The organism is Xanthomonas vasicola (genome assembly GCF_000772705.2).
In the GTDB taxonomy this organism is placed as follows: domain Bacteria; phylum Pseudomonadota; class Gammaproteobacteria; order Xanthomonadales; family Xanthomonadaceae; genus Xanthomonas; species Xanthomonas vasicola.
The window spans coordinates 1-24098 of record NZ_JSBW02000021.1 but is presented as its reverse complement, the minus strand read 5'-3'; the positions used below and the strand labels follow the sequence as shown (position 1 = coordinate 24098).

Genomic DNA, 24098 nt, shown 5'->3' with positions numbered 1-24098 from the left:
AGTGTGCTGGTGCCTAATTGGCTAAAGCAGTCACCGGCGCGCTTACGCTTAACCAAGATGGCATAGGCGGCCAGCGCGCGAGCGACCAATGCGCTCGCGCTTCATTAGCTACCGCAATAACAGTCTCGCCAGCGGCTAGTTGGCCACGATCTGCGGGCGACCGAAACCGAGGCCGGCGATGCGCTGGGCAATTTCCGAGGCATTGGCGTGGTCGCGTGCGTTCACGCGCAGCCGCCACAGGGTGCGCCCGCCGCTGACGATGTCGCTGACGCTGGCGCCCGCAATTCCCGCCGAGGCCAGTTGCGACAGTGCGCGATTGGCGTTTTCGCGGCTGGCGAAACTGGCGACCTGCAGCAGGATGTCGCCGAGTGCGGCTTCAGCCACGCTGGGGGCCTTGGCGGGCGCTGGCTCGGGCTTCAGCGGGCGCGAAGACGTGTTCTCAGACGGCTTGACCGCCGCAACCGCGACCGGTGTTGCCGCGACAGGTGCGGCGGCAGGCGCCGACGACGTCGGGCGCGGGACCGCAGCGGTCGGCTTGCCGGTGGCCACACGCACGCCCTGTGCCTTCATCCAGGCATCGAAATTGTCGGCATTGCCAGGTTGGCGCGAATCGGCGACGCGGTAGCGCCAACGCTCGCCGGCCGGAACGACCGGCGCGCTCGCAGTGGCTGCAGCGGCAGTTGTAGCAACCGCGGTGCCGGCACCGGTCGATGCTGCACGCGGCGGCACGGTACGGGTGGGCAGACGCTGCACCAGGCCATCGATCTGACTGGCGCCCGCGGCCGGCCGCGTCGTGGCAACGGCGGTCGTCACCGGTGCCTGGCCACTGCGGCGCTTGGCGAGCAGATTGCCGTTGTCGGCTTCGGTCAGGCCACGCACTTCGACATTGCCGGTGCCCTTGCCGGTGATACCCAACTTCACCGCCGCGGCGTAGCTCAGATCGATCACGCGGCCGTCGTGGAACGGGCCGCGGTCGTTGATGCGCACCACCACCGACTGGCCGGTGTCGGTGTTGGTAACCAGCGCGAAGCTGGGCAACGGCAGGGTCTTATGCGCGGCGGTGAAGGCGTACATGTCGTAGACCTCCTTGTTGGAGGTCAGCCGGCCATGGAACTTGTTGCCGTAGTACGAGGCAGTGCCGCGTTCGACATAGTCGCCGGGGTTATCCATCACCACATAGCGCTTGCCCAGCACTTCGTAGGGCGAGCGATTGCCCACCGCCGAGCGCGGCTCGTTGGTGACCAGCGGTTCGGGAATGCAGGCCACATTAGGGACATGATCGGGCGTGGTGTCTTTCACGCCCGGCTTGTACAAGCCGCCCGCGGTGTAATCGCCGCGCGTGGACGGGTCTTCTTTGGCAGGCGCGTAGGGCGACGTGGACGGGCAGCCGGTGGCGACATATGCCGGTCCCTTGCCTTCGACCTTGACGCCCTTGATCGCGCCGCTGCCGTTGCTACCGGCAGTCTTCTTCGGTGCGCTGCTGCAGGCCGCCAGGCCGAGCATCAGTGCCATCGGAATCAGCCACTTGGGGCCTGCAATGCTGTTCATGCCGGGGGTAACTCCTTGCCGGCGATGGCCTCGGACAGCTGGAACACGGCCATCGCGTACATCTTGGAAATGTTGTAACGGGTAATTGCGTAGAAGTTCTGGAAGCCCAGCCAGTACTGCTTGCCGTTAGCGTCGTCCAGGCCGATCGGGGTGGCGGTGCTGCCCGCCACCACCGGTGCGCTCGGGTGATACCCGCGCGCCGACAAGTCGGCCAGCGTGTACACCGGCGACCAGTCGGTAGGATTGAATTCTTCGTGGCCGGCAGCCAGCGTGGCCGGTACCGCGACCTGCCCGCCGCGCACCCAGCCGCCCTTCTTGACGAAGTAATTGGCGATCGAGGCGAACACGTCGTTGTAGTCGGTGAACAGATTGCGCTTGCCGTCGGCATCGCCGTCCACGCCGAACTGGCGATAGCTGGACGGCATGAACTGGCCCATGCCCATCGCGCCGGCATAGCTGCCGATGAGGGTGGTGACGTCGAGCTGTTCTTCCTTGCCGAGCGCGAACAACTGGGCGAGTTCATCACGGAAAAACAGTTCGCGGCGCACTTCGCGTTCGAGCTTGGCCGGGTCGCCGCTGCGCGGATAGCGGAACGCCAACGTGTACAGCGCGTCCAGCACGCGATATTTGCCGGCGTTGCTGCCGTAGCTGGTTTCCACCCCAATGATGGCGACGATGACCTGTGCCGGCACACCGGTGGCGGCTTCGACCTTGCTCAGTTCGGCGCGATGTTCGGCGAGGAACTTGCGGCCGCCGTCGATACGCGCCTGGGTGATGAACATCGGCCGGTATTCGTTCCACGGCTTGACCCGTTCGGCCGGGCGCGACATTGCCGTGACGATGGCGTCCTTGAATTGCGCCTGCGCCAGCACCGCTTCGATCTGCTCGGCATCAATGCCGTACTTGGCCGAGGTATCGCGCACGAAGTTGGCGCGGGCAATCTCGAACGGCACCGGGGTCAGGTCGACTGGCGGAAGCGCAGGCGCCTCGGCGGCGGCGCTGGCCGGCGGCGCTGACGTCGATGGCGCAAGCGGCGGCTTGGCCGGCGGCGCGCTGGCAGCCGGGGGCGGGGACGGAGGGCTGGGCTGGGTCGCGCAAGCGACAAGGCCGAGGGTGAGCAGGCAGGTCAGGGTGCGTCGAATCATTGGCCGAGGGTAACAGACATCAGATGAACTTCTGGCAATAAGGCCATGAAAACGAAGAACTTTGCCCGATGTCAAGGCCATGCGCAGCATGCCAACCCGCCAGGGCGAGCCCGCGCGTAGTCCGCGGCGGGAGCTGAACAGCGCGTACCAAGGCCTGCGGCTGGCGGATGTCGCCACAACGCGGCCTCTTGCATCCAGAAGCCCGCTATCGTCGCATGGCTCTGCCGATCGGGCCGGGCCAAGCCCGGCGTCGGCATCCGTCTCGCGCGGCACGGGCCGCGTTCTGGCAGCCGGCCTGTGCTGCTGCGCAATGCGCTTTCGTCAGCGAGGCGACCGGCAAAGGTCGCCTCGCCCCGCTCATAGAGCGGGAAACTGCGAAGCGCCCGGGCAGGCAGGCACCGCACCGTCGAGCTGGACTGCGGTGGTCACCACGCCGCTGCCGCTCGGCGTCAACGCGCTATTGCTCAGGCCGATCGCCGCATTGCTGGTGGTATTGCCAAGGTTGTCGGACGCCACGTTCGCCAGCACCAGATCGAGTGGAGCGCTCGCATCGGCGCCCTGCAGGACCCATCCCTTGCCGCCGCGCCCGTCGACGCTACGCAAGCCATCGACCACGATCCTGCGGAAGGTCGGGACGCTGCCGCTGCGGGCGCTGCCGTAGAACGGATTGATCACCAGCGGGTTGCTCACTCCGTAAAGGCAGGTGTTGCGGTAGGTCACCAGGTCGACCGCACCTCCCTTGGCCAGGCTGGTCTTGATGCGCAGGCCATTGTTGTCGGTGCTGCGATTGCCGTCGTCATCGGTGGAGACGATGAGGTTGTTGTCGACCAGCACGTTGCTGACACCTAACATCAATTCGCTACCGATCGAGATGCCATGGGTGCCATAGAAGCGCGAATTCAGCACGCTGATGTTGGCCGACCTGGAAGCAATGGTCTTGATTGCCACGCCATCATCGCCGCTCATCACGTCGCTGTCCTGGATGGTGGCATTAAGCACGCTGTCCAGGTCCAGAGCGTCGGTATTGGGACTGGTCGCCGGCGACTTCACACGCACGCCCCAAATGGTCAGGCCGTCGACGATATGCGCGAAGAAATGGAAGTACGCCGCATTGATCAGGTTGATGTTGTAGAGCGTGAATGCCGTGGCGTTCTGCACCTTGATCAGGTCGGGGCTGTTCTGCACTTGGCCTGCGTTCTTGGCGTTTTCGCCGAATTCCCACCAGGTGGCGCTCTTGCCGAGCATGGCCAGGTCGCCGCGCCCGTTGATGGTGCCCTGGCGCCCGCCGGTGCGCATACCCATCACGCCCGCATTCGCACCTTTGATGCCGATCAACGGCAGGCAACTGCCGCTCTTGGAACCGGCGGTGCCGCAGCCGCTGCCGTAATCGGCCGGGTTGCGCGAGCCGTACACGGTGACGCCCTGATCGACGACCAGGGTGACGCCAGCGGGAATCGTCAGCGGCCCGGTCAGGAAGGCATTGCCGCTGCCGCTGGTGAGCAACACTGCGCCGTTCTTGCACGCAGTGAGCGCCGCCTGGATGGTTCTGGTATCGGGCGGCGCGCTTTCCAGCGCCGCCTCGAACAAGCGCCCGTCCGGCGTCTGGCTGGCCTTCAACGCGGGCTGACAGAGGGTGGGAACCGCAGGTTCCGCGACAGCGCGCGCATCGCCGGTGGCGAACGTCACGGCACTGGCCTGCGCAGCCAGCGTGAGGCAAGCACCGCCGATCGCGGCGGTTAGCAGTTTCATGAAAGAACTCACCGAAGAGGAATGGCGCATGCTGCTGGAGCGATGCAACGACAGCGCCGTTGCGATAGCGCCGTTGCGATAGCGCCGAGGCGACTCTACGAAGCACTGCCCGCATGCGTGCAAAGCGAGCGAAACGGACGCCGCAAGAACGAAGCAGCGTTGCGCCACTATGTCGTCGTTGCAATGCAGTTCGCAGAGCTGTGTGTGATTGACATCGTTGTATTCGCGTCGCCAGCGCTCTCGGTACGCGCATGCAGCAGTGTCGGGAACCAGTGCTCGTTGAGGCATTCATCGCGTAACCGGCCATTGAACGATTCGACGTGGGTGTTCTGATTTGGCTTGCCCGGTTGGATCAGCCGTAACTGCACGCCACGCGCATGCGTCCAGGCCACCATCGCTTTGCCGCAAAACTCTTACTGATTAGCCCCATTCCTCAGCCATGGAAGTTGGACAACGTCACCAAGGAATGTCTGGCCATCGAAGTGGATCAGAACCTCAAAGGAGAAGACGTCGTGGCAGTGATGGAACGCTTACGCCACCAACGCATCCTGCCGCAGCGCATCCAGACCGACAATGGCAGCGAGTTCATCTCGATGGTGATGGATCGATGGGCCTACGACAACGGCGTGACCATGGATTATTCCCGGCCCGGCAAACCGACCGACAACCCGTTCATCGAATCGTTCAATGGCAGCTTCCGGGCTGGTGCACCACGTCCATTGCACAGCGGCCAATGTCGCCGATGTCATGGTGATGCACACGTTGCTGCATGGCAAAGAAGACAGCGTGTTCGGCGACAGCGGCGACACCGGTGCAGACAAACGCGAAGACTGAAGGACTGCGAAGCTGCATTCTTCATCGCCGCCAGGCCCTCGACGATCCAAGCCATCGGCAACAACCGCGAGCGTGCCCGGGAACAACGTTGGGAGCACTTCAAGGCCAGCGTGCGCGCGAAGGTGGAGCATCCCTTCCGGGTGATCAAGCGCCAGTTCGGTTACACCACGGCCCGCTATCGCGGCTTGGCCAAAAACACGGCGAACGTGCTGACCTTGTGTGCGCTCTCCAATCTGTGGATGAAGCCAAAGCAGTTGCTGCCGGCTATGGGGAGCGTGCGTCTGTAAACCGGGGAATTCCCGCGGAAAGCGCCAGAGATGGTGAAATTCCGAAGATCCAGACGCCACTCTTCGGAACGATGCGACATCTCGCCATCCCAGGCCTCGTTGTTCAGACCTCCCTAATGTTGAGTGCGATGGTCCACAGTTCCGAAATTTGCGTTGCGGTAGAGCTCGATATTCGAGGCTGTTCACGGATTTGCATCTGTCGATGATGGTCTGCTACGCCCACTGCATCGGTGGACAATCATCCACGCCTTTCCACTGGACACTGCCGCAAAGCCTGCCGAGTTGTTGATCGACGTGCTGGCTATTGATGGGTGCGGCTTGCTGTTGGAGGGCTATGGTTATTGGCCGCAACTGCGCGGCGCGCGATTGCCAATTGCGCGTTGCCTGCAGCATTGGGTGCGCGCAGGCGTGCGGAATTGGCGCAGTGCGCACACCGATGTACGAACCCGGCAATCCGCTTGACTGCGGCATGTCGCTCCCTCTCCTGCGCTGATTGCATCGGCGCGGGCTAGCCGATGCACGAGTGCGTTTGAGGTTAAGTCGATTGCGCCCGTGCATTACCCGCCTGACATAGGCATCGCTTTATAAGGAACCACCAGCACAGCTAATCACGCGACATCTCTGCATCTCGTTATTCGGTAGCCTCACTTCCCCCTTTCCAGGCAGAATTTAATGTCACTTCCGAAAAGTCTCCGGCCCTGCGGCGCATACAAGATCACTGTTTCGCTCCTGACAAGCGCGCTGCTCATTCCCATCGCCGCATACGCACAAACGCATGTCGACAACCCGTTTATCGGTGCGACCGGTTATGCCAATCCTGATTATGCGAAGGAAGTCGACTCTTCGATCGCCAAAGTCAAGGATGCCGACTTGAAAGCCAAGATGCGAGTCGTCAAGTCCTATCCGACCTCGGTCTGGCTCGACTCGATCGATGCGATCTATGGCGGATCGCGAAATGCGGGCCGTCTCAGTCTGCAAGGGCACCTAAATGCGGCCTTGGCGCAGAAGAAGGCAAATACGCCGATTACGGTTGGCTTGGTCATCTATGACATGCCGGGACGCGACTGCCATGCGCTGGCCTCCAATGGCGAGCTGGCTCTGACCCCAGCCGGCTTGCAGCGCTACAAGACGGAATACATCGACGTGATCGCAGCGACGCTGGCCAATCCGAAATACAAGGATCTTCGGATCGTCAACATTATCGAGCCGGACAGCCTGCCGAATCTTGTCACCAATCAGAGTACTCCCGCCTGCGGCCAAGCGGCTTCCACCGGCATCTATGAGGAAGGCGTCAAGTACGCACTAGACAAGCTCCATGCCATCCCCAATGTCTACAACTACATGGATATCGGCCATTCCGGCTGGCTGGGATGGGACAGCAACCGTGGCCCGGCAATTTCGCTGTACACCCGGGTCGTCCAGGGCACGATTGCCGGTCTCGCCAGCGCAGACGGCTTCATAACCAATACCGCCAACTACACGCCGCTGGTTGAGCCCAACCTCCCCAATCCGGACCTGACGGTCGGCGGCCAACCCATTCGCTCGGCCAAATTCTATCAGTGGAACAGGTTCTTCGACGAATCGACGTACGCCGAAGCGCTGTACAACGGCTTCGTCGCCGCGGGCTGGCCCAGCAAGATCGGCTTCTTGATCGATACCGGTCGCAATGGCTGGGGCGGCAAGGGGCGTCCCACCTCTGCCAGCGGCAATGACGTCAATACATACGTGGACTCGGGACGCGTGGACAAGCGTCTCCATCAAGGCAATTGGTGCAATCAGGCCGGCGCAGGCATCGGCATGCCGCCAACCACCGCCCCCGGTGGGCATATCCACGCCTATGTGGTGGGCAAAGGACCGGGCGAATCCGACGGATCCAGCAAGTACATCCCTAACAAACAGAACAAGGGCTTCGACAAATACTGCGACTCTACGTATACGACACCGGATGGCACGCTGACAGGTGCCTTGCCGAATGCGCCGATCGCTGGTAGTTGGTTCCACACCCAGTTCGTTCAGTTGGTCACCAATGCCTATCCTGTCATCGGCACCCAGACCAAAACTGCACTGCAGTCGGCCTCGACAGGCACGGCGACCGCCGGTCGACCGGCGGCGACAAAGGGGCTGACCGCCACTGGGGCAGATGGCAGGGTCAGGCTCAGCTGGTCGTCCGTTCCCGGTGCCACCACCTACAGCGTGCAACGAGCCAATGAAGGCGGTGCTCCGATCACCGTCGCATCGGGCCTGACCTCGCCTTCATATGTTGACCAGGCGCTCACCAACGGCACTACGTATTACTACAAGGTCACGGCTGACGATGCCTCGGGGACAGGTGCGGCCTCGATCACTGTGAGCGCGACGCCGCATCGGTGATACAGCCACCGCTTCTCTGCTTCGCGGTGTAGGCGATTCGGCTCTCCCTTCTTGCGGGCGCCGGATGATCGATGCAACCACGATGGCGGCCCTCGCGGCCGCCATCTTAAACCTTATCCCGATTCGCCTGGCTCTCAGCCAGCAGTCGCAAGATCTGCGCCGGGCTGGGGAGATGCTGTTCACCTGAAGCCGACGAGGTGGCCCGATGAACATCGATGCCGTGCAGTTCCAGGCCGGATTGTCGATGCCGGAGTTTTTTCGTCCTACGGCACCGAAGCCAAGTGCTACCGCGCTCTGCATCGTTGGCGGTGGCCGCAGGCAGTTCGCTGCCCTTGCTGCGCTGGACGGCGCGCTCGCGCTTCAAGCGTGCTGGCGCCAGCTACTATCAATGCAGCACGTGCCGGCATCAGACCAGCCTGATCGCGGATACGATGTTCCAAGGCACCAAGCTGCCACTGCGTACCTGGTGCTGGCCTTGCACCTGTTGACCTCGACCAAGACCACATGCCCGCGCTGGAGCTGATGCGTCATCTGGACATCAACGACAAGAGTGCTTGGCGGATGAAGCACAAGATCATGCAGGTCATGGCCGAGCGAGAAGCTACGCGTCGACTGTCCGGGCTCGTACAGATCGACGATGCCTCCCTTGGCGGTGAGCCCAATGGCGGCAGGGCTGGGCGCGGATCGGAGAACAGGCGCCGTTGCTGATTGCAGTGCAGACCGATACCACTTTCACCGCGCCGAGCTTTGTGGTGATCGAGCCGGTGCGCAGCTTCGACAATGCCTCGCTCACGGACTGGACTGTGCGCCGCCTGGCACCCGAATGCGAGGTGTATACCGACGGGTTGGCCTGCTTCCACCGCCTGGAAGAGGCCGGCCACGCGCACACCCGCTGGACACCGGTGGTGGGCGCGCTACGACAGAAGCTGCTGGTGCCCGCTGGGTCAACGTTGTGCTGGGCAACCTAAAACGCGCCATCAGCGGCGTCTATCACGTCATCGCACAAGGCAAATATGCAAGACGTTGTCTCGCCGAAGCGGCCTACCGTTTCAATCGCAGATTCCGCCTGCCCGAGATGCTGCCACGACGCGTTACAGCGATGATGCGTTGCAAGCCCTGTCCAGAGCCGGTTCTGCGCATGGCGAGCAATTATCATGGCTGAGATTCAGAGATAATCAGAAATTACATTAGATAAAAATCACATTTATATACAACCCCATCCGACCAATACACTTTCATGAGTTTCTCCGCAATCCCGTCTTAGCCCTTAACTTCACTCTGGACAGAAGCGCTACGCTCAGGCAAGAATTAAAAGCACCATTCGTAATACCTCCCCCCGCAGCCTGCGACAGGCCGCGCTCCTCCAACCGAAATTAAATTTAAATGACCATATATTCGAACGCGCGTAATTTCAGGAAAGCTGCTTTTTGTGCCGTGCTCGCATTGACAGCCGGAGTCGCCACGACGGCCAGCGCCCAGCGGCCCATTCCCATTTTTGCGACAAATAAAAACGCTGGCGTGAAAGCAATTCTCGTACAGAACGTCAACGTTCGCAGCGGATGGATCTGCACTCAGGTACCTTCGAATGGCAAGTCCACAACCCTTGCCTCGGTTCTTGCCGGCTCCACATTTCAAGTGGGTGGATTCAGCACGACCGACTGCAGACTCGGCACTGCGCTGAAAACCCTGAATCAGCCGATTTTTACAGTCGGCAACGGGTATCAAGTCTTTATCGACGTTAACGGCACCATCCAGGTTACCCAATAAGGCTGCAACGCTCAGCCACTGACACCCGCGGCAGCCCTTCCTGCCACGGGCTGCCGCGTTGCCAGCAAAAAGGACAATGCGCAAGACGGGCCTGCCGTGCGATCCCGGCGCTGGCGGAAAGTGGCTGCTGGACAATGCGGGAATGGACGAAGTCGTGGCGCGTCTGATTGCCTGGCTCGGCGCGATCGCGTGGACATGTTCGAGCGCCTTATTTCAGTCGCAGCGCACATCGGTGCTTGAACTGCATACGTCTGGGACGGCTCAGTAACCGTGCACCGGGCGATGCGACTTTACTGCCATGACCAATCCAAGGCCGGCCAGCAGCGACACCGCCGAGGTGCCGCCGTAACTCATCAGCGGCATCGGCACGCCCACCACCGGTAGCAAGCCAGAAATCATGCCGCCGTTGACCAGTACGTAGACGAAGAACGCCAGGCCGGTGGCGCCGGCAATCAAGCGCGAATAGGTGTCGCGCGCCTGCGAGGCGATCCACAGGCAGCGGCCGATGACGATCAGGTACAGGGTCAGCACGGTGGCGACGCCGATCCAGCCGAATTCTTCGCTGAGCACCGAAAACGCAAAGTCGGTGGTCTGTTCGGGAATGAAGTTTAGGTGCGATTGCGAGCCCAGACCCCAGCCCTTGCCGTTCAACCCGCCCGAGCCAATCGCGATCTTGGACTGGATGATGTTCCAGCCCGCGCCAAGCGCATCGTTCTCGGGGTTGAGGAACATCATGATGCGGTCCTTCTGGTACGGCCGCAGCAACCAGAACCATGCCACCGGCGCAGCCGCAGACACGCCACCCACGCCGACGGCCACCCACCACCACGGCAGGCCGGCCAGCAGCAGCACGAACACGCCGCTGGCAGCAATCAACACACCGGTGCCGAAGTCCGGCTGCAACATGATCAGTGCGGTGGGCACGCCGATAATCACGCCGGTCACCAGCACGGTGGAAATGCGCGGCGGCAGCGGCATGCGGTGCAGATACCAGGCCGCCATCATCGGCAAGCTGATCTTGAGAAGTTCGGCCGGCTGCAGGTAGAACACTTTCAGATCCAGCCACTGCCGGCCGTATTTACCGGTGCCTAGCGCGAACACCGCCAGCAGCGGCAGCATCGATAAGCCATACACCCATGGTGTCCAGGCGCGCAGACGCAGCACCGACATACGCGAAATGCCCCACATCGCCGCCATGCCGATGATGAAACGGATGCCTTGCGCCAGCATCAGGTGCTCGCCGTTGGCAGTGCCGCCCGCGCTCTTGAGCACTGACAGGCCGATGACCATCAGCCCGCCAAGCGCCAGACACAGCAGCCAGTCCAGGGTGCGCGTAAAGCGCGCAGCCATGTCCACCAGCCAACGCAGAATGTCGCTCAATGGTCGGTCTCCTGCACCGCGTCCGGCACATCCGGCACCACCGGCTGCGCGGGTGTGTTGGGGTCCAGCGCAACAGCGGTCTGGCCGATCACCACCGGCAACTCGTCCAAGGTGGCAGCGGCCGCGTCGCCGGCAGCGCGCGCGTCGCTGACGCCGGCTTCAAACTGATTGACACCCACCGCGGTCATGCCGAGCTCGCTGTCCAATGGCTCCAGGCCGGCGGGCATCTTGCCCAGCAGCCAGGCATCGAAAATTTTGCGTGCAATCGGCGCCGCCGAGCTGGTGCCGAAGCCGCCGCCTTCCACCGCCACCGCCACTGCGATGACCGGGTTATCGGCCGGCGCGAAGCCGACGAACAAGCCGCGGTGGCGCAGGTGCAACGGCAGGCTGCGTGGGTCCACCGCCGCCACGCCCTTGCGGCTGACCACCTGCGCGGTACCGGTCTTGCCGGCCATCTGGTACGGCGCACCAGGGGTGATGGCATAGCCGGTGCCGCCGGGCCGCATGGTGTCCATCATGCCTTCGCGCACCACCTGCAAATGCGCCGGATTCGGGCTGATCGGCTTGCCCGGCGGCTGGATCATCGGCTCCCACGGGTGATCGAAGCCGGTGCGTTCTTCCAGTACCAGATGCGGGCGCAGCAGCAGGCCACTGGCGATGGCCGAGACGCCGCGCACCAGCTGCAGCGGTGTCACCTTCCAGTCACCCTGACCAATCGCAATGTTGACCGTGTCGCCGGGATACCAGCGCTCCTTGCGGGTTTTGTACTTGTAGGCCGGTGATGGCAGGATGCCGCCGATTTCGCCCAGCAGATCCACCCCGGTGGGCTGGCCGAAGCCGTATTCGCCCAGGTAGTGGTCGAAGCGCTCGATACCCATGTCCACCGCCAGGCGGTAGTAATAGGTATTGACCGACTGGGCGATGGATTTGCGCAGATCGGTCCAGCCATGCCCGCCACGGTGCGAATCGCCCCAACCGCGGCTCACGCCAGGCAGGTAGAACATGCCGGTGGACAGCACCCGGTCTTCGGGCCGGCGCAGGCCGCTGTCCAGGCCGGCCAGCGCGATCAACGGCTTGAGCGTGGAGCCCGGCGCGACACCGCCCAATACCAGGCGATTGAACTGCGGCCGCGACGGGTTGTCGTTGAGCATCTTGAAATCGGTATGCGAGATGCCGTTGACGAACAGATTGGGGTCGTAGCTGGGCAGGCTGACCATGCCCAGGATCTCGCCGGTGCGCGGGTCCATCGCGATTGCCGCGCCTTCGTGCTCGCCGAACGCGGCCACCATGGCGCGCTGTAGATCTGCGTCTACCGACAGGCGCAGGTCCGCACCCGATTGCGGCGCGACCCGGCCAACGGTGCGGATCGCCCGCCCCTGCACATTGGTTTCGACCTGCTCGTAACCGACCTGCCCGCGCAGATCCTGCTCGTAGTAGCGCTCCAGCCCGGATTTGCCCATGTGGGTGAGCGCGGCATTGCCCTCACCCAACACCGCCAGGTCTTTTTCGTCGATCCGGCCGACATAACCAATGATGTGCGCGAACAATGGGCCATACGGATAGCGCCGGGTCAGATACGGCTCCAGCTCCACGCCGGGGAAACGCCAGCGCTCCACCGCAAACCGCGCCATCTCTTCATCGCTCATGCGCAGCTTGAGCGTCACCGGCAGGAAGCTGCGCCGTGCACGCCGCTCGCGGTTGAATCGCTCCAGATCCTCCGGCGAGATCGGGATCACCTTGCCGAGCGCGTCCAGCATCGCGTTCATGTCGGTGACCTTGTCGGGGGTCACGTCCAGACGGAAGGCCGGCACGTTTTCGGCCAGCAGCCGGCCGGAGCGGTCGTAGATCATGCCGCGCCCGGGCACCACCGGCTTGGGCTTGATGCGGTTGGCCTCCGAGCGCGTGGCATAGACCTCGTGATCGAGCACCTGCAGCCTGAAATACCAACCGCCCAGGCCGACCAGGCAGATCACCACCATCAAAAAGCCCAGCACCGCGCGGCGGCGGAACTGTTCGGCCTCCGCATGCGGATTCTTGGGATGACGGCGCCCGTGCATGGCTTACTTCTTGCTCCGCTTGCCCAGCCGCACCGCATCCAGCACCACAAACAACGGCGGCCACAACGCCATGCCCAGCAGCGGCGCCCACCAGTAGCTCCACGGCAAGGTTGGCTCGCCCACGGCCAGATGCACCGCCGAGGACACGATGCGGTCGTTGAGCAGCAGCCCGCCGATCGCCAGCGCCTGCTGCGACACCGGGAAAAAGCGCATGCGCGCGCGGAAGCGCTGCAGGATGAAGGTCATGATCACCAGCCGCAGCGCCTGCTCGCCGAGCAGCCCGCCATACAGCAGGTCGGCCAGCACGCCAGCCACGAAGGCCAGGCCCAGCCCGACCCGATCCGGCTCCTCGATCACCCAATACGCCAGCACCAGCGCCAGCCAGTACGGCCGCAGCGGCTGCACCACCATCGGCAACGGCAGCAGACCCAGTACCAGCGCAATGAAGATGCTCACCGGCAGGATCCAGGTGTTGCGCATGCGGGTCATTGGTCCGTCTCCTGCGAAGACGGGCGGGATTTGGGATTCGGGATTTGGGATTGGTTAGGAGCGGTATTCTGCGTTGGCGAGGCGTTGCTGTTTCTCGATTCCCCATTCACCGCCGCCCGCGTGCCCGGCGGTGACGCCGGGCGGGCATCGGGATGCTGGATGCTGGATTCGTTCGATGCAGGCGGACGAGCGGGCAGACTGGTGGTGCGGCTGGACGCTGGTGCGCTGGACGCTGGTGCGCTCGCCGGCTGTGCGCCAGGCGTCGCTGGTGTCGGCGCGGACTGGGCGCGCGGCGCGGCGCCGGTACTGGTGGCGGTTGTGGCACCCGATGCCGCGCCCGCCGTCGGGCGTGCCGGATCGAACGCCGCATTAGAAGCGCCGCCCGCCGGCGTGCGCGGGGTTGCAGTCACCGGCATGTTCGCTGGCGCAGTGGTGGCTGGCGCGACATTGCCGTTGCCGTTGCCAATTCCCGACTCCCCATTCCCCATTCCCGGCACCACCCGTAATGGCTTGCCGGCGCGCAGCAGCAGTACATCGCGGCCGCGGTCGAGCTTGGCGGCGGGGGTCAGTTCGCCGACCAAAAAGGCGTGGGTGTCGTCGGGATGCAGCTCGGAGACCTTGCCAACCGGGAAGCCGGCCGGGAAGCGGCCGCCCAGGCCGGAGGTGACGATTTCGTCGCCCACCTGTACGCCGGCACTCAGCGGGATGTCGCGTAGTTCCAGGCGGTCGCCGCGGCCGTAGACGATCAGCCGCACGCCGTTGCGCGCGACGCTGACCGGCACGGCGTGGTCGGGGTCGGTGAGCAGCAGCACGGTGGAATGCAGCGGGGTGACTTCGATCACCTGCCCCATCAGCCCGCCAGCATCGATCACTGCCTGACCCAGCAGCACGCCGTCGCGGCTGCCGGCATCCAGCAGCAAACGTTGCCTGGTTGGGTCCAGATCGATATTCAGGATCGGCGCCAGCTGCACATCCAGGCCGCGGCGCTCGGCCACGTTGAGCAGTTCGCGCAGCTGCGCATTGTCCAGCGCAGCGGTCTGCAACCGGGTCAGGCGCGCGTTGGCGATCAGCAGTTGATTGCGCAGATCCCGGGTCTCTTCCACCAACTGCGCATGCGTTGCAGCGTTGTCGCGCACCTGCGAGCCGATCCGCCCCGGTAGCCCGGCCACGGCCCAGATCGGCTGGATCAGCAGATTGGCCTGCATGCGCACCTGGCTCAGCCAACTGCCGCGGCTATCGAGCGCGATCAGCACAACCGCCAGCACCAGATAAACCAGCAAGCGCAGCGTGGAGGTGACTTCGCCCGGACGGGAGGCGACGGGGGGACCGGCGTAGGAGGGCACTTTCAGGGCCGGGAATGGGGAATCGGGAATGGGGAATCGGGAAGCAGTCGGCTGCCCCCGAGACGATTGAGGCGAAAACTCACAGGGGCGGGATCGCGTCGCAGCCGCTCAGGGCCGCAGGCGGGGAATGCTTTCATGATTCCCCATTCCCGATTCCCCATTCCCAGCTCCATTACTCCGGCGCGAAGAACTCATTGCCGTGCATGTCCACCAGTTCCAGCGCACGGCCGCCGCCGCGGGCCACGCAGGTGAGCGGGTCGTCGGCCACCTGCACGTGCAGGCCGGTTTCTTCGGAGATCAGGCGGTCCAGGTCGCGCAGCAGCGCGCCGCCACCGGTGAGCACGATGCCGCGCTCGGCGACGTCGGCACACAATTCCGGCGGGGTCTGCTCCAGCGCCAGCTTCACCGCCGAGACAATGCCCGACAACGGTTCGTGCAACGCTTCCAGCACTTCGTTGGAGTTGATCTTGATCATCTTCGGCACGCCCTCGGCAAGGTTACGGCCGGAGATTTCCATCTCCTGCACCTCGTCCTGCGGGTAGGCGCAACCGATCTGCAGCTTGATGCGCTCGGCCGTAGCTTCGCCGATCAGCATGCCGTGATTACGGCGCACGTAGTTGGTGATCGACTCGTCGAAACGGTCGCCGCCCACACGCACCGATTGCGAGTAGACGATGCCGTTGAGCGAGATCACCGCCACTTCTGTGGTGCCACCGCCGATGTCGATGACCATCGAGCCGCGCGCCTCGGTCACCGGCATGCCGGCGCCGATCGCAGCAGCCATCGGCTCTTCGATCAGATACACATCGCGCGCACCGGCCTCTTCCGCAGATTCCTTGATGGCGCGGCGCTCGACCTGCGTGGAGCCTGCCGGAACGCACACCAGCACGCGCGGGCTGGGGCGCAGGACGCGCGACTTGTGCACCTTCTTGATGAAGTGCTTCAGCATCGCCTCGGTATAGGTGAAGTCGGCGATGACGCCGTCTTTCATCGGGCGAATCGTGGTGATGTGGCCGGGGGTACGGCCGAGCATCTGCTTGGCCTCCGCGCCGACTGCGGCCACCGAGCGTGTGCCGCCGATTGCGCGGTCCTGACGCACCGCAACCACCGACGGCTCGTTCAGCACGATGCCCTGTCCGCGCACGTAGATCAGCGTATTGGCCGTGCCCAAATCGATGGACAGGTCGTTGGAGAACATGCCGCGGAGTTTCTTGAACATCGAGGGAGTCGTTCCTGGGTAAGTCGCGTGCCCATCGCCAGACTGGCGAAAATTTGGGCAGAAAACGAAGTCGGCTAGCCTAGCAATCCCCCCCGGTGCGGGCAAGGAAAAAACGGTGAATGCGCATCTGTTTTCATGTGCCGGTCACGCCGGGCATGGCATGCGGTTCTGGCCCTGATCGGTCGCAGCCGTTACCCTTTGCGCCGCGGCGCTCGCGTCGTCCCGCTGCCATGCCCGGCAATTGGCGGGTTTCCTAACGCAAAGGCCTGACTCGATGTCCGCACTGATCTGTGGTTCCCTCGCCTACGACACCATCATGGTGTTTCCGGACCAGTTCAAGAACCACATCCTGCCGGACAAGGTGCACATTCTAAATGTGTCGTTCCTGGTGCCGCGCATGCGCCGCGAGTTCGGCGGTTGCGCCGGCAACATCGCCTACAACCTGCATCTGCTGGGTGGCGCGCCGATACCGATGGGCACCGTGGGCCAGGACTTCGGCCCCTATCGCGAACACTTCGAAACGCTGGGCATTGATCTGTCGCGGGTAAAGATCATCGATGATCTGTTCACCCCGCAGGCCTTCATCACCACCGACCACGACAACAACCAGATCACCGCCTTCCATCCAGGCGCGATGATGCGCAGCTACGAGAATCACGTGAAGGATGTGCCGGGCGTGACCCTGGGCCTGGTCGGCCCGGACGGGCGCGAAGGCATGATCCAGAATGCGGAAGAGTTCGCTGCCGCCGGCATCCCTTTCATCTTCGACCCCGGCCAGGCAATGCCGCTGTTCAACGGCCCGGAGCTGCGCCAGTTCATCGAACAGGCCCAGTACGTGGTGGTCAACGACTACGAGTCGAACCTGTTGCAGGAGCGCACCAGCTGGGACGAGAAGGACATCGTTTCGCGTGTGCAGGCCTACATCACCACGCAGGGCCCGAAGGGCGCGCTGGTGCACACGCCGGAAAAGACCTACGACATTCCGCCGGCGCACGAGCGCCGCGTGGTCGACCCGACCGGCTGCGGCGACGCGTTCCGCGCCGGCCTGATCTACGGCATCCAGGGCGGCTACGACTGGCTCACCATCGGCCGCATGGGCAACCTGATGGGCGCACTGAAGGTGGAGCACCCCGGCACCCAGAACCAGCGCTTCGACTTCGCCGAGTTCAACGACCAGTTCAAGCAGCAGTTCGGCTACGCGCTGTAAGCCTGGGTTAGAGAGTCGGGATTGGGGAGTCGCAAAGCAGCAATCCGGCGTTTTGAGGCCACGCAGAACCGCGCGATCGCGCGGTTTTTTCGTTTGGCCGAGGCGCAAAAGGAGCCACCCCAGCCAAGCCGCTCTGGCCAATCCCCAATCCCCAACCCCGAATCTCCAATCCCGGCTTTTGCTGCACCGCGGTTTGAGCCCCGCCCCGGTTCATGCGTCACTGCCGCTCTGGTCCCAGGTGGGGACCGAGGATGCGCCACGTGTCGGAAGTGACTGTCGCCAACCTCCTGCAGGCCACGGCTGGGCCCTCCTCCGCTGCCGAGGCGGAATCCGCGCTGCTGATGCGGATGCGCCGCTTCCGCCAGATCGAACCGCTGCCGCCGGCGTCGGCACGCTCGTGGCAGCGCTGCCTGGACGAGTATGGGCTGAACCCGGATGCTCCCCCTTCGCCAATGGTCCAGATGGCAGCGGGCTGCGCAAGCGCCACACCAGCGCGCTGGTGCGCATGTCGGCGGCGCAGATCGCGCGTTCGTATTTCCTGTAGCAGTACCGGCATGGGTGGATCCTGCGCTTCCACAGCCGCCCGGAGTTCGCCGGCCTGCACGAGGCGCTGATGGCGATTGGCCCCGACGACTGCGTGCTGGCCGTCAACGAAGCGGCGCTGGAACAGCTCGGCAAGGGCGATCGCAGCCTGCTGCTCGGTCGCGACATCTCGCAGATCATGCAGCTGGACTTCGACACCGTGGAGCAGCGTGCACGCAACGATGCCAGCACGCTGTGGTCGATCCGCTGTGCCTGCCACGGACGCCGCTTCTTCGCCCTGGCGCAGCCGCCGCGCCGCAGCGTTGTTACTAGCGGCGCGCCTGCCACCCACGCCGACAATGGCGAGGCCAACCCACGCGAACACGTCGGCTCCGATCCGCGCATGCGTCATAACCTCGACAACGCGCTGAAGCTGGTCGCGCATCGCGTGTCGATCCTGATGTGTGGCGTCACCGGCACCGGCAAGGAGGAGTTCGCCAAGGCAGTGCACCGCGGTTCACCATGGGCGGCACGGCCGTTCGTGGCGGTGAATTGTGCGGCGATCCCCGAAGCGCTGATCGAGAGCGAACTGTTCGGCTACGCACGCGGCGCGTTCACCGATGCCGCGCGCGAAGGCCGCCACGGCAAGCTGCTGCAGGCCAGCAGCGGCACCTTGTTCCTGGACGAAATCGGCGACATACCGCCGCCGCTGCAGACGCGACTGCTGCGCGTACTCGAAGAGCAGAGCGTGACTCCGCTGGGCAGCGACCCACCCCCGATAGCAGGGCCATTAGCAAGTAGAGATTTCGACCTTCTTCGGCGCCTGCAGATTCGCTTGGGGCCCGTGTTCTCGGGCAAATTCCGCAGGGGTTTTCCATGCCAGTGCACGGTGGGGACGTTGCTCGTTATAGAACTTCCGCCACGCCTCGATTTTGTTCCGCGCATCGGCCAACGACAAGAACCAATGCGCGTTTAGACACTCGTGCCGCAGCCGGCCGTTGAAGCTTTCCACCACCGCGTTGTCCGTCGGCGTGCCACGCGGGGAAAAGTCCAGCTCCACACCGTTCTCATATACCCAGCGGTCCATCACCTTACCGGCAAATTCACTGCCGTTATCCCACCCTGATTGCTTCGGGCTTGCCTCGTTGAAAAACCAAGCGTGCCACGGCTGCGGCGACATCGTCAGAGCGTAGGGATTGATCCACGACGATGTCCAGGCACTCATGCGTAAAGTGGCCCCGTACCGGCAGCAGGCGGAAGCGACGACCATCGAACAAAGCGTCACTCACAAAGTCCATCCCTACAGGGTGTTGGGCGTTGTCGCCACTTTGATCGGCTTTCTTCGACGGCTGCTGCGACGGCGGCCGACAATGCTTAAAGACAAGCCTTCCTCCTTGTAAATGCGATGCATGCGCTTGTGTTTGTCGCGCCAGCGCTCCCGTCGCAGCATCACCAGCACCCGCTCGCAGCCGTAATGGATCCGCGTTTGGGTGATCTCTCGCATCCGCAGACGAATGGCGCTGCAGTCGCGTGCCTCGGTCTTGTACGAAAACGCTGACCGCGACATTGCCGCGATCCGCAATGCACGCCGCTCGTACGCAATCTGCTCCTCGGTAAAACGGGACTGCGCCATCGCCTGATTCCTCGTGATCCACGGAGCCCGTGCGGCGCGCAGTCTCTCCTTTACATTGACCCGGTTTCTCGGGGGAGGGCAATGACACTTCAGTAACACTGACCGGCAAAACATGACATCGAATGACAAATAACAACGCGCGTCGAAATTCAGTTGAGCCAGGTACCCAAAAAAAAAACAAGACCACCGTAGCAATAGAGATATTCTTTCCTGATGCAGCTTTTTTTTTGTTGACAGTTACATGACGGCAGGATTATCAATGACTCACCGACCACATCCATGACCAATAATCTGAATGTGCTCGGAGCGATTGAAAGCGGCATGGACCGCCTTGCGAAAAAACTGCAGTTAGAAAGTGCAATCAGCCCTGCTAACGTCAGCCCCCCCCACATGCACTCGACTTCAGGTGCGCTTGGATCATCCCCATGAAAATATTTCTAGAACCCGGTCTCGCTGCATCTACCGCGATGTACGCTCGACACTGGCACACATCCTAGTGTGTCTTGCAGTTCGGCAATCGCAGGCTTGAGCGTGGCCGGGCACTGCAGGAAATCACCCCTCACGCCGCTGCTTCGCTGACAAGCCTGTGTTGCCCCGAGGCCTCTGGGCCTCTCCTCATGCATCTCACTGCATAGCGCTCACGAGCCTGCGAATGAGTCACGCCACATGGATGCGCTCGCATCGTGCATGCCGAACGGTGCGCGCTCAAAATGTAATGCATGAATCGCGGAAATACTTCCAGGCCAATGCATTTTTAATACTAAGTTATTTACCAAAAATTCAGCATTACGAGAAATCGTAATCGAACTCATAAACGGGATGTGCATGACCTATTGCACCGCCATCATTCAGCGCCACCTTAAATATCCAAATAATTTTAGCGGCACTCCTTTACAGCACGACTGCATTCAGTGGCGCGGCCACGTATGCACAGACCGCGTATAACAAAGATAACCAATAAATATACGGAGTGAACCCCTTGAACGCCTTTACTCAAAAAATCGATGAGCGTCATCGCGATGCATACCTGGCTTCAAAGCTGCGCGGCCTGCTTACCGGGCAGAACACCTCGTTCCTGATGGAAGCCCATAACGGTCTGTCTGCGCGCATCGTCGCCGAGGCCGGCTTCGAGGGAATATGGGCCTCTGGCCTGTCCATCTCGGCCTCCCTAGGTGTGCGCGACGCCAACGAAGCCTCCTGGACGCAGACCTTGGAAGTGGTCGAGTTCATGACCGACAGCACCGATCTGCCTATCTTGCTCGATGGAGATACCGGCTACGGCAACTTCAACAGCGTGCGCAGGCTCGTGCAAAAGCTCTGCCAACGCAACGTTGCCGGAGTCTGCCTAGAAGACAAGATGTTCCCCAAGACAAACTCCTTCATCGGCGATGATCAGGAACTGGCGGACCCTTCCGAGTTCGCCGGCAAGATCAAGGCCGCCAAGGATAGCCAGAGCAACGACGCATTCTGTGTCGTTGCGCGGGTCGAGGCACTAATTGCCGGCCGAGGACTCACTGAAGCATTGAGCAGAGCCGAGCAATACCACGCCGCTGGCGCCGACGCGATTCTGATCCACTCCAAGAAGAGCGACGGGGTGGAGATCCTCAAATTCGCCGAGCATTGGCAAGACCGTTGCCCCCTGGTAATCGTGCCGACCACGTATTACGCAGTGCCGACCCAAGCCTTCGTCGACGCAAAGATCGCCAGCATCATCTGGGCCAACCACAACCTGCGTGCATCAGTGGCCAGCATGCGCAAGATCTGCGCGACCATCCACCGGGAGCGTTCGCTCAGCGGAATCGAAAAGGAACTTCCACGGGTAAAAGAGATCTTCGACCTGGTCGATCAGGACGAACTGACACAGGCCGAAAGCATCTATCTCCCGAAGAAGCAGAAGGAAGTTGCCTTGGCTAAAAACAGCTACGACGCAGGGGCTGCACGATGATCAACGGCAAAGAATTCGTCGCGACCGCATCGCGACTGGGGTTCGATTTCTATACTAGCGTGCCTTGCTCCTATCTGACCCCGCTGCTCAATGGAGTCTTGGGCGACCCGAATGTGCATCACGTCACTGCAGCCAGCGAGGGCGAAGCAATCGGCATCGCGGCCGGGGCCTATCTTGCCGGGCGCCTACCGGTGGTGATGTTGCAGAACTCGGGCTTGGGCAACGCTGTCAATCCATTGACCTCGCTCAACCATGTCTTTCAGATCCCCTGTTTGTTGATCTGCAGTTGGCGCGGCTCCCCCGGTGTTCCTGACGAGCCTCAGCATGCTGTGATGGGCGAGATCACTCAAAGCATGCTCGATGTGCTGCGTATTCCGCACGCACGTTTCCCCTCCGAGCCGGATCAGATCGAGTCAACGCTCCGGGCCGCCCACGCCTGCATCCAGCAAACGCGTTTGCCATACGCGCTGATCGTGGAACCCAACGTGCTCGAAGACGAGAAGTTGCTGGCGCAGGCAGTGATCCGATTCCCGGCAGCGACCCAGTCCCAATTCGGACGACCCGAATCACCGCTGCCAAGCAGGGAAGACGCGTTGCGCATCGTGGCCTCCATGACACCGCATCACAGCGCCATCATCGCGACCACGGGCAAGACCGGGCGGGAACTCTTTTGTATACGCGACGATGCGCGCAATCTCTACTTGGTGGGGTCGATGGGGTGCGCCAGCGCGCTTGGCCTGGGAGCAGCCCTCAATACCGATCATCCAGTGGTCGTGCTCGATGGCGATGGCGCTGCGCTCATGAAGCTTGGCAACCTTTCCACCATCGGCCGCTATCAGCCGACCAGCTTCATTCATGTTCTGCTGGACAATGGCGTGCATGACAGTACCGGAGGCCAGCCGACCAATTCGGGAAACATCGATTTCCCGAGCATCGCTGCAGCCTGCGGCTATCGGGCCACGTACGCTTGCCACGGCGACATAGCGCTGAAACAGGCGTTGGATATCGCATTACACAGCGCCGGCCCGCACTTCATCCACCTGCGTACACGCCCCGGCTCTATGCATCCGCTAGCGCGCCCCACGGTTTCGCCTTCCGAAGTCTGCAGGCGATTTGCGGCACATCTGCGGCAGCCCAGGGTGCCCACCTCCGACGCAGCTGCCTTTCCAGCTGCCGCACGCGCCAACGCAAACCAGAGATCGGCGGCGTTATGAACTATCCAATGCCATTCAAGGAATGGGCACGCTACGCGAAGGTACGCGGCCCGCTACCGGTGCACGCACCAGATGCCAACGACTGGCAAAAAGGTTTGCTGTTCACACCCGAACTGCTGGCGTGCCATCGCCACCACCTGGTGCAGGCGCAGGGTCCGGACGCCTTGCACTGGTTGTTGGCGCAGGCGCTGTACAGCAACCTGGAGTTCACGCAGGTGCTGGAGCATCAGGTAGTCAACACGGCGGTCTATCGGATCGCGCGCAACGACAGCGGATTCGAACTTCCGCCGGACATGGTCATCGACGCCTGGAACATTCTGGTGGACGACTCCTACCACGGCAAACTGACCGCCGATCTTACGCGCCTAGTGCAGGCGCAGACCGGAATCCCGTCTACATCGGCGAAGCCTCCTGCTTTCTATGAACGCCTGCAACGTGAGTTCGCGCGCGCCGACTCGTCCATAGCCGAGTTGCTACCTCTGTTCTTCTGCTCGATTTCCGAAACACTGATCACTAAGAACCTGGTCGAAATTCCGCGCGACCCACGGGTGATCGATGCCGTACGTCAAGTCATGAAGGACCATGCAGAGGACGAAAGTAGACACCACCGTTTCTTTACGAGCTTCATTGCACTGACCTGGCCGCAGTTGAGCGAGCGACTCAAACAACGCATCGGTCCGCTGTTGCCCTCGTTCATTGCAATCTTCACCGACACCGACCTGGTGGCCGTGCGGGGGCAGTTGCACGATATCGGCTTGGACCAAGCGCAAGCCGATGAGGTGATCAACGACTGCTATTCACCGCAGCAAGTCGCGCAGGTCCTGCGCGAGGCGTCACGGTCATGCATGGGCACGCTACGCAAGGTCGGTGTCCTAGACAGCGCGCATGTTCAGGACGAATGCGAGCGTCTGGGCTTGCTTGACCGCCTCCCTGAGGACGAATGCGAGCGTCTGGGCTTGCTTGACAGCCTCCCTGAGGACGAATGCGAGCGCCTGGGCTTGCTTGACAGCCTCCCTGAGAAGGCCTTGTCATGAGGGCGATCATCCTTGCCGCAGGCACCGGCAGCCGACTCAGAGCGCATACCGAACTGCCAAAGTGTCTGCTGAAACTGGCAGACAGGCATCTGATCCAGCATCAGATCGATGCGCTTTCAATGCTTGGCATCGACGACATCCACGTGATACTTGGCTATCGCAGCGACGACGTGGCCAGGGTGCTGCCGCCGCACGTCCAGCCTCACCTGTATCCCGGCTTTGGGGACACTAAGGATGGTCTGATCAACGCGACCGGAAAACGAAGCAACCGCATCCGCCGCGCTGAGGGCGCTCAAATCGCCGATTTTTTGCCGGTTTCGGCCGTTTGCGGGGTGTTGCCTGGGTTACAGGCACA

General features: G+C 62.5%; 18 protein-coding genes and 6 pseudogenes. 13 read left to right on the top strand and 11 right to left on the bottom strand.

From position 1 onward, the window contains the following. Window positions 1-135: 135 nt before the first annotated feature. The 4 genes and pseudogenes from NX05_RS04135 to NX05_RS04120 form a co-directional block, all read right to left on the bottom strand. Complete coding sequence (locus tag NX05_RS04135) at window positions 136-1548, bottom strand: septal ring lytic transglycosylase RlpA family protein (RefSeq protein ID WP_039431777.1); 1413 nt, start codon at window positions 1546-1548, stop codon at window positions 136-138. After that, window positions 1545-2693 carry a lytic murein transglycosylase B gene (gene mltB, locus NX05_RS04130; protein WP_017118980.1) on the bottom strand — a complete coding sequence of 383 codons (1149 nt, stop codon included), beginning with the start codon at window positions 2691-2693 and terminating at the stop codon, window positions 1545-1547. Before mltB ends, NX05_RS04135 begins: the two co-directional genes overlap by 4 nt. Window positions 2694-3050: 357 nt before the next feature. Next, window positions 3051-4442: a glycoside hydrolase family 28 protein gene (locus tag NX05_RS04125; protein WP_017118981.1), complete on the bottom strand. Its 1392-nt coding sequence runs from the start codon at window positions 4440-4442 to the stop codon at window positions 3051-3053. Window positions 4443-4655: 213 nt separating this feature from the next. Next, a pseudogene (locus NX05_RS04120) lies at window positions 4656-4855 on the bottom strand (integrase core domain-containing protein); the annotation flags it as partial. Between the two features lie 33 nt (window positions 4856-4888). Between NX05_RS04120 and NX05_RS21755 the strand changes: the two are divergent. From NX05_RS21755 to NX05_RS04080, 6 genes and pseudogenes are all read left to right on the top strand, one after another. Beyond that, window positions 4889-5143 (top strand): annotated as a pseudogene (locus NX05_RS21755) (DDE-type integrase/transposase/recombinase); the annotation flags it as partial. Further along, a pseudogene (locus NX05_RS04115) lies at window positions 5139-5563 on the top strand (transposase); the annotation flags it as partial. The pseudogenes NX05_RS21755 and NX05_RS04115, both read left to right, overlap by 5 nt. A gap of 672 nt (window positions 5564-6235) precedes the next feature. Then, complete coding sequence (locus tag NX05_RS04105; RefSeq protein ID WP_017118983.1) at window positions 6236-7933, top strand: glycoside hydrolase family 6 protein; 1698 nt, start codon at window positions 6236-6238, stop codon at window positions 7931-7933. Window positions 7934-8138: 205 nt separating this feature from the next. Further along, window positions 8139-9095, top strand: a pseudogene (locus tag NX05_RS21750) (IS1595 family transposase). Window positions 9096-9316: 221 nt separating this feature from the next. After that, window positions 9317-9700 carry a hypothetical protein gene (locus NX05_RS04085; protein ID WP_230597667.1) on the top strand — a complete coding sequence of 128 codons (384 nt, stop codon included), beginning with the start codon at window positions 9317-9319 and terminating at the stop codon, window positions 9698-9700. 76 nt (window positions 9701-9776) lie between these two features. Next, window positions 9777-9968, top strand: a complete 192-nt coding sequence (locus NX05_RS04080; RefSeq protein ID WP_039431786.1) for a hypothetical protein — start codon at window positions 9777-9779, stop codon at window positions 9966-9968. On the opposite strand, the gene rodA is transcribed toward NX05_RS04080, so the two are convergent. The 5 genes from rodA to NX05_RS04055 form a co-directional block, all read right to left on the bottom strand. After that, entirely contained in the window at window positions 9962-11080 is a 1119-nt protein-coding gene (gene rodA, locus NX05_RS04075) for a rod shape-determining protein RodA (RefSeq protein ID WP_039431787.1), read from the bottom strand. The two genes, NX05_RS04080 and rodA, sit on opposite strands and share 7 nt — an antisense overlap. Further along, complete coding sequence (mrdA, locus tag NX05_RS04070; protein ID WP_039431789.1) at window positions 11077-13137, bottom strand: penicillin-binding protein 2; 2061 nt, start codon at window positions 13135-13137, stop codon at window positions 11077-11079. The genes rodA and mrdA overlap by 4 nt, the downstream gene beginning before the upstream one ends. Window positions 13138-13140: 3 nt before the next feature. Next, the gene (gene mreD, locus NX05_RS04065; RefSeq protein WP_010368256.1) at window positions 13141-13626 is read right to left on the bottom strand and encodes a rod shape-determining protein MreD; all 486 of its coding nucleotides are present in this window, start codon (window positions 13624-13626) and stop codon (window positions 13141-13143) included. After that, the gene (gene mreC, locus NX05_RS04060; RefSeq protein ID WP_039431791.1) at window positions 13623-14969 is read right to left on the bottom strand and encodes a rod shape-determining protein MreC; all 1347 of its coding nucleotides are present in this window, start codon (window positions 14967-14969) and stop codon (window positions 13623-13625) included. The genes mreD and mreC overlap by 4 nt, the downstream gene beginning before the upstream one ends. A gap of 172 nt (window positions 14970-15141) precedes the next feature. Further along, window positions 15142-16188, bottom strand: a complete 1047-nt coding sequence (locus NX05_RS04055) for a rod shape-determining protein (RefSeq protein WP_010368259.1) — start codon at window positions 16186-16188, stop codon at window positions 15142-15144. A 274-nt stretch (window positions 16189-16462) separates the two neighbouring features. Here NX05_RS04055 and NX05_RS04050 point away from each other — a divergent pair, with 274 nt between their 5' ends. Beyond that, window positions 16463-17395: a carbohydrate kinase family protein gene (locus NX05_RS04050; RefSeq protein WP_039431793.1), complete on the top strand. Its 933-nt coding sequence runs from the start codon at window positions 16463-16465 to the stop codon at window positions 17393-17395. 260 nt (window positions 17396-17655) lie between these two features. Beyond that, a pseudogene (locus tag NX05_RS25155) lies at window positions 17656-18839 on the top strand (sigma-54-dependent Fis family transcriptional regulator); the annotation flags it as partial. On the opposite strand, the pseudogene NX05_RS25325 reads toward NX05_RS25155, so the two are convergent. Together NX05_RS25325 and NX05_RS24125 are read right to left on the bottom strand one after the other, a co-directional pair. Then, window positions 18834-19004: pseudogene (locus NX05_RS25325) on the bottom strand (integrase core domain-containing protein); the annotation flags it as partial. The pseudogenes NX05_RS25155 and NX05_RS25325 overlap by 6 nt on opposite strands. A 213-nt stretch (window positions 19005-19217) precedes the next feature. Continuing rightward, window positions 19218-19550 carry a hypothetical protein gene (locus tag NX05_RS24125; protein WP_162231346.1) on the bottom strand — a complete coding sequence of 111 codons (333 nt, stop codon included), beginning with the start codon at window positions 19548-19550 and terminating at the stop codon, window positions 19218-19220. 279 nt (window positions 19551-19829) lie between these two features. Between NX05_RS24125 and NX05_RS24120 the strand changes: the two genes are divergently transcribed. The 5 genes from NX05_RS24120 to NX05_RS04015 form a co-directional block, all read left to right on the top strand. After that, the gene (locus NX05_RS24120; protein ID WP_155282139.1) at window positions 19830-19979 is read left to right on the top strand and encodes a hypothetical protein; all 150 of its coding nucleotides are present in this window, start codon (window positions 19830-19832) and stop codon (window positions 19977-19979) included. Between the two features lie 550 nt (window positions 19980-20529). Further along, on the top strand, window positions 20530-21495 hold the full coding sequence (gene aepX, locus NX05_RS04030) for a phosphoenolpyruvate mutase (protein ID WP_039437895.1): 966 nt from the start codon (window positions 20530-20532) through the stop codon (window positions 21493-21495). Next, a complete protein-coding gene (aepY, locus tag NX05_RS04025) occupies window positions 21492-22709 on the top strand; it encodes a phosphonopyruvate decarboxylase (RefSeq protein ID WP_039437892.1) in 1218 nt (405 codons plus the stop codon). Before aepX ends, aepY begins: the two co-directional genes overlap by 4 nt. Window positions 22710-22717: 8 nt before the next feature. After that, complete coding sequence (locus tag NX05_RS04020) at window positions 22718-23743, top strand: diiron oxygenase (RefSeq protein WP_249027770.1); 1026 nt, start codon at window positions 22718-22720, stop codon at window positions 23741-23743. Beyond that, window positions 23740-24098, top strand: a 359-nt coding sequence (locus NX05_RS04015; RefSeq protein WP_253956508.1) for an NTP transferase domain-containing protein, incomplete at its 3' end; no start/stop codon positions are given. The genes NX05_RS04020 and NX05_RS04015, both read left to right, overlap by 4 nt.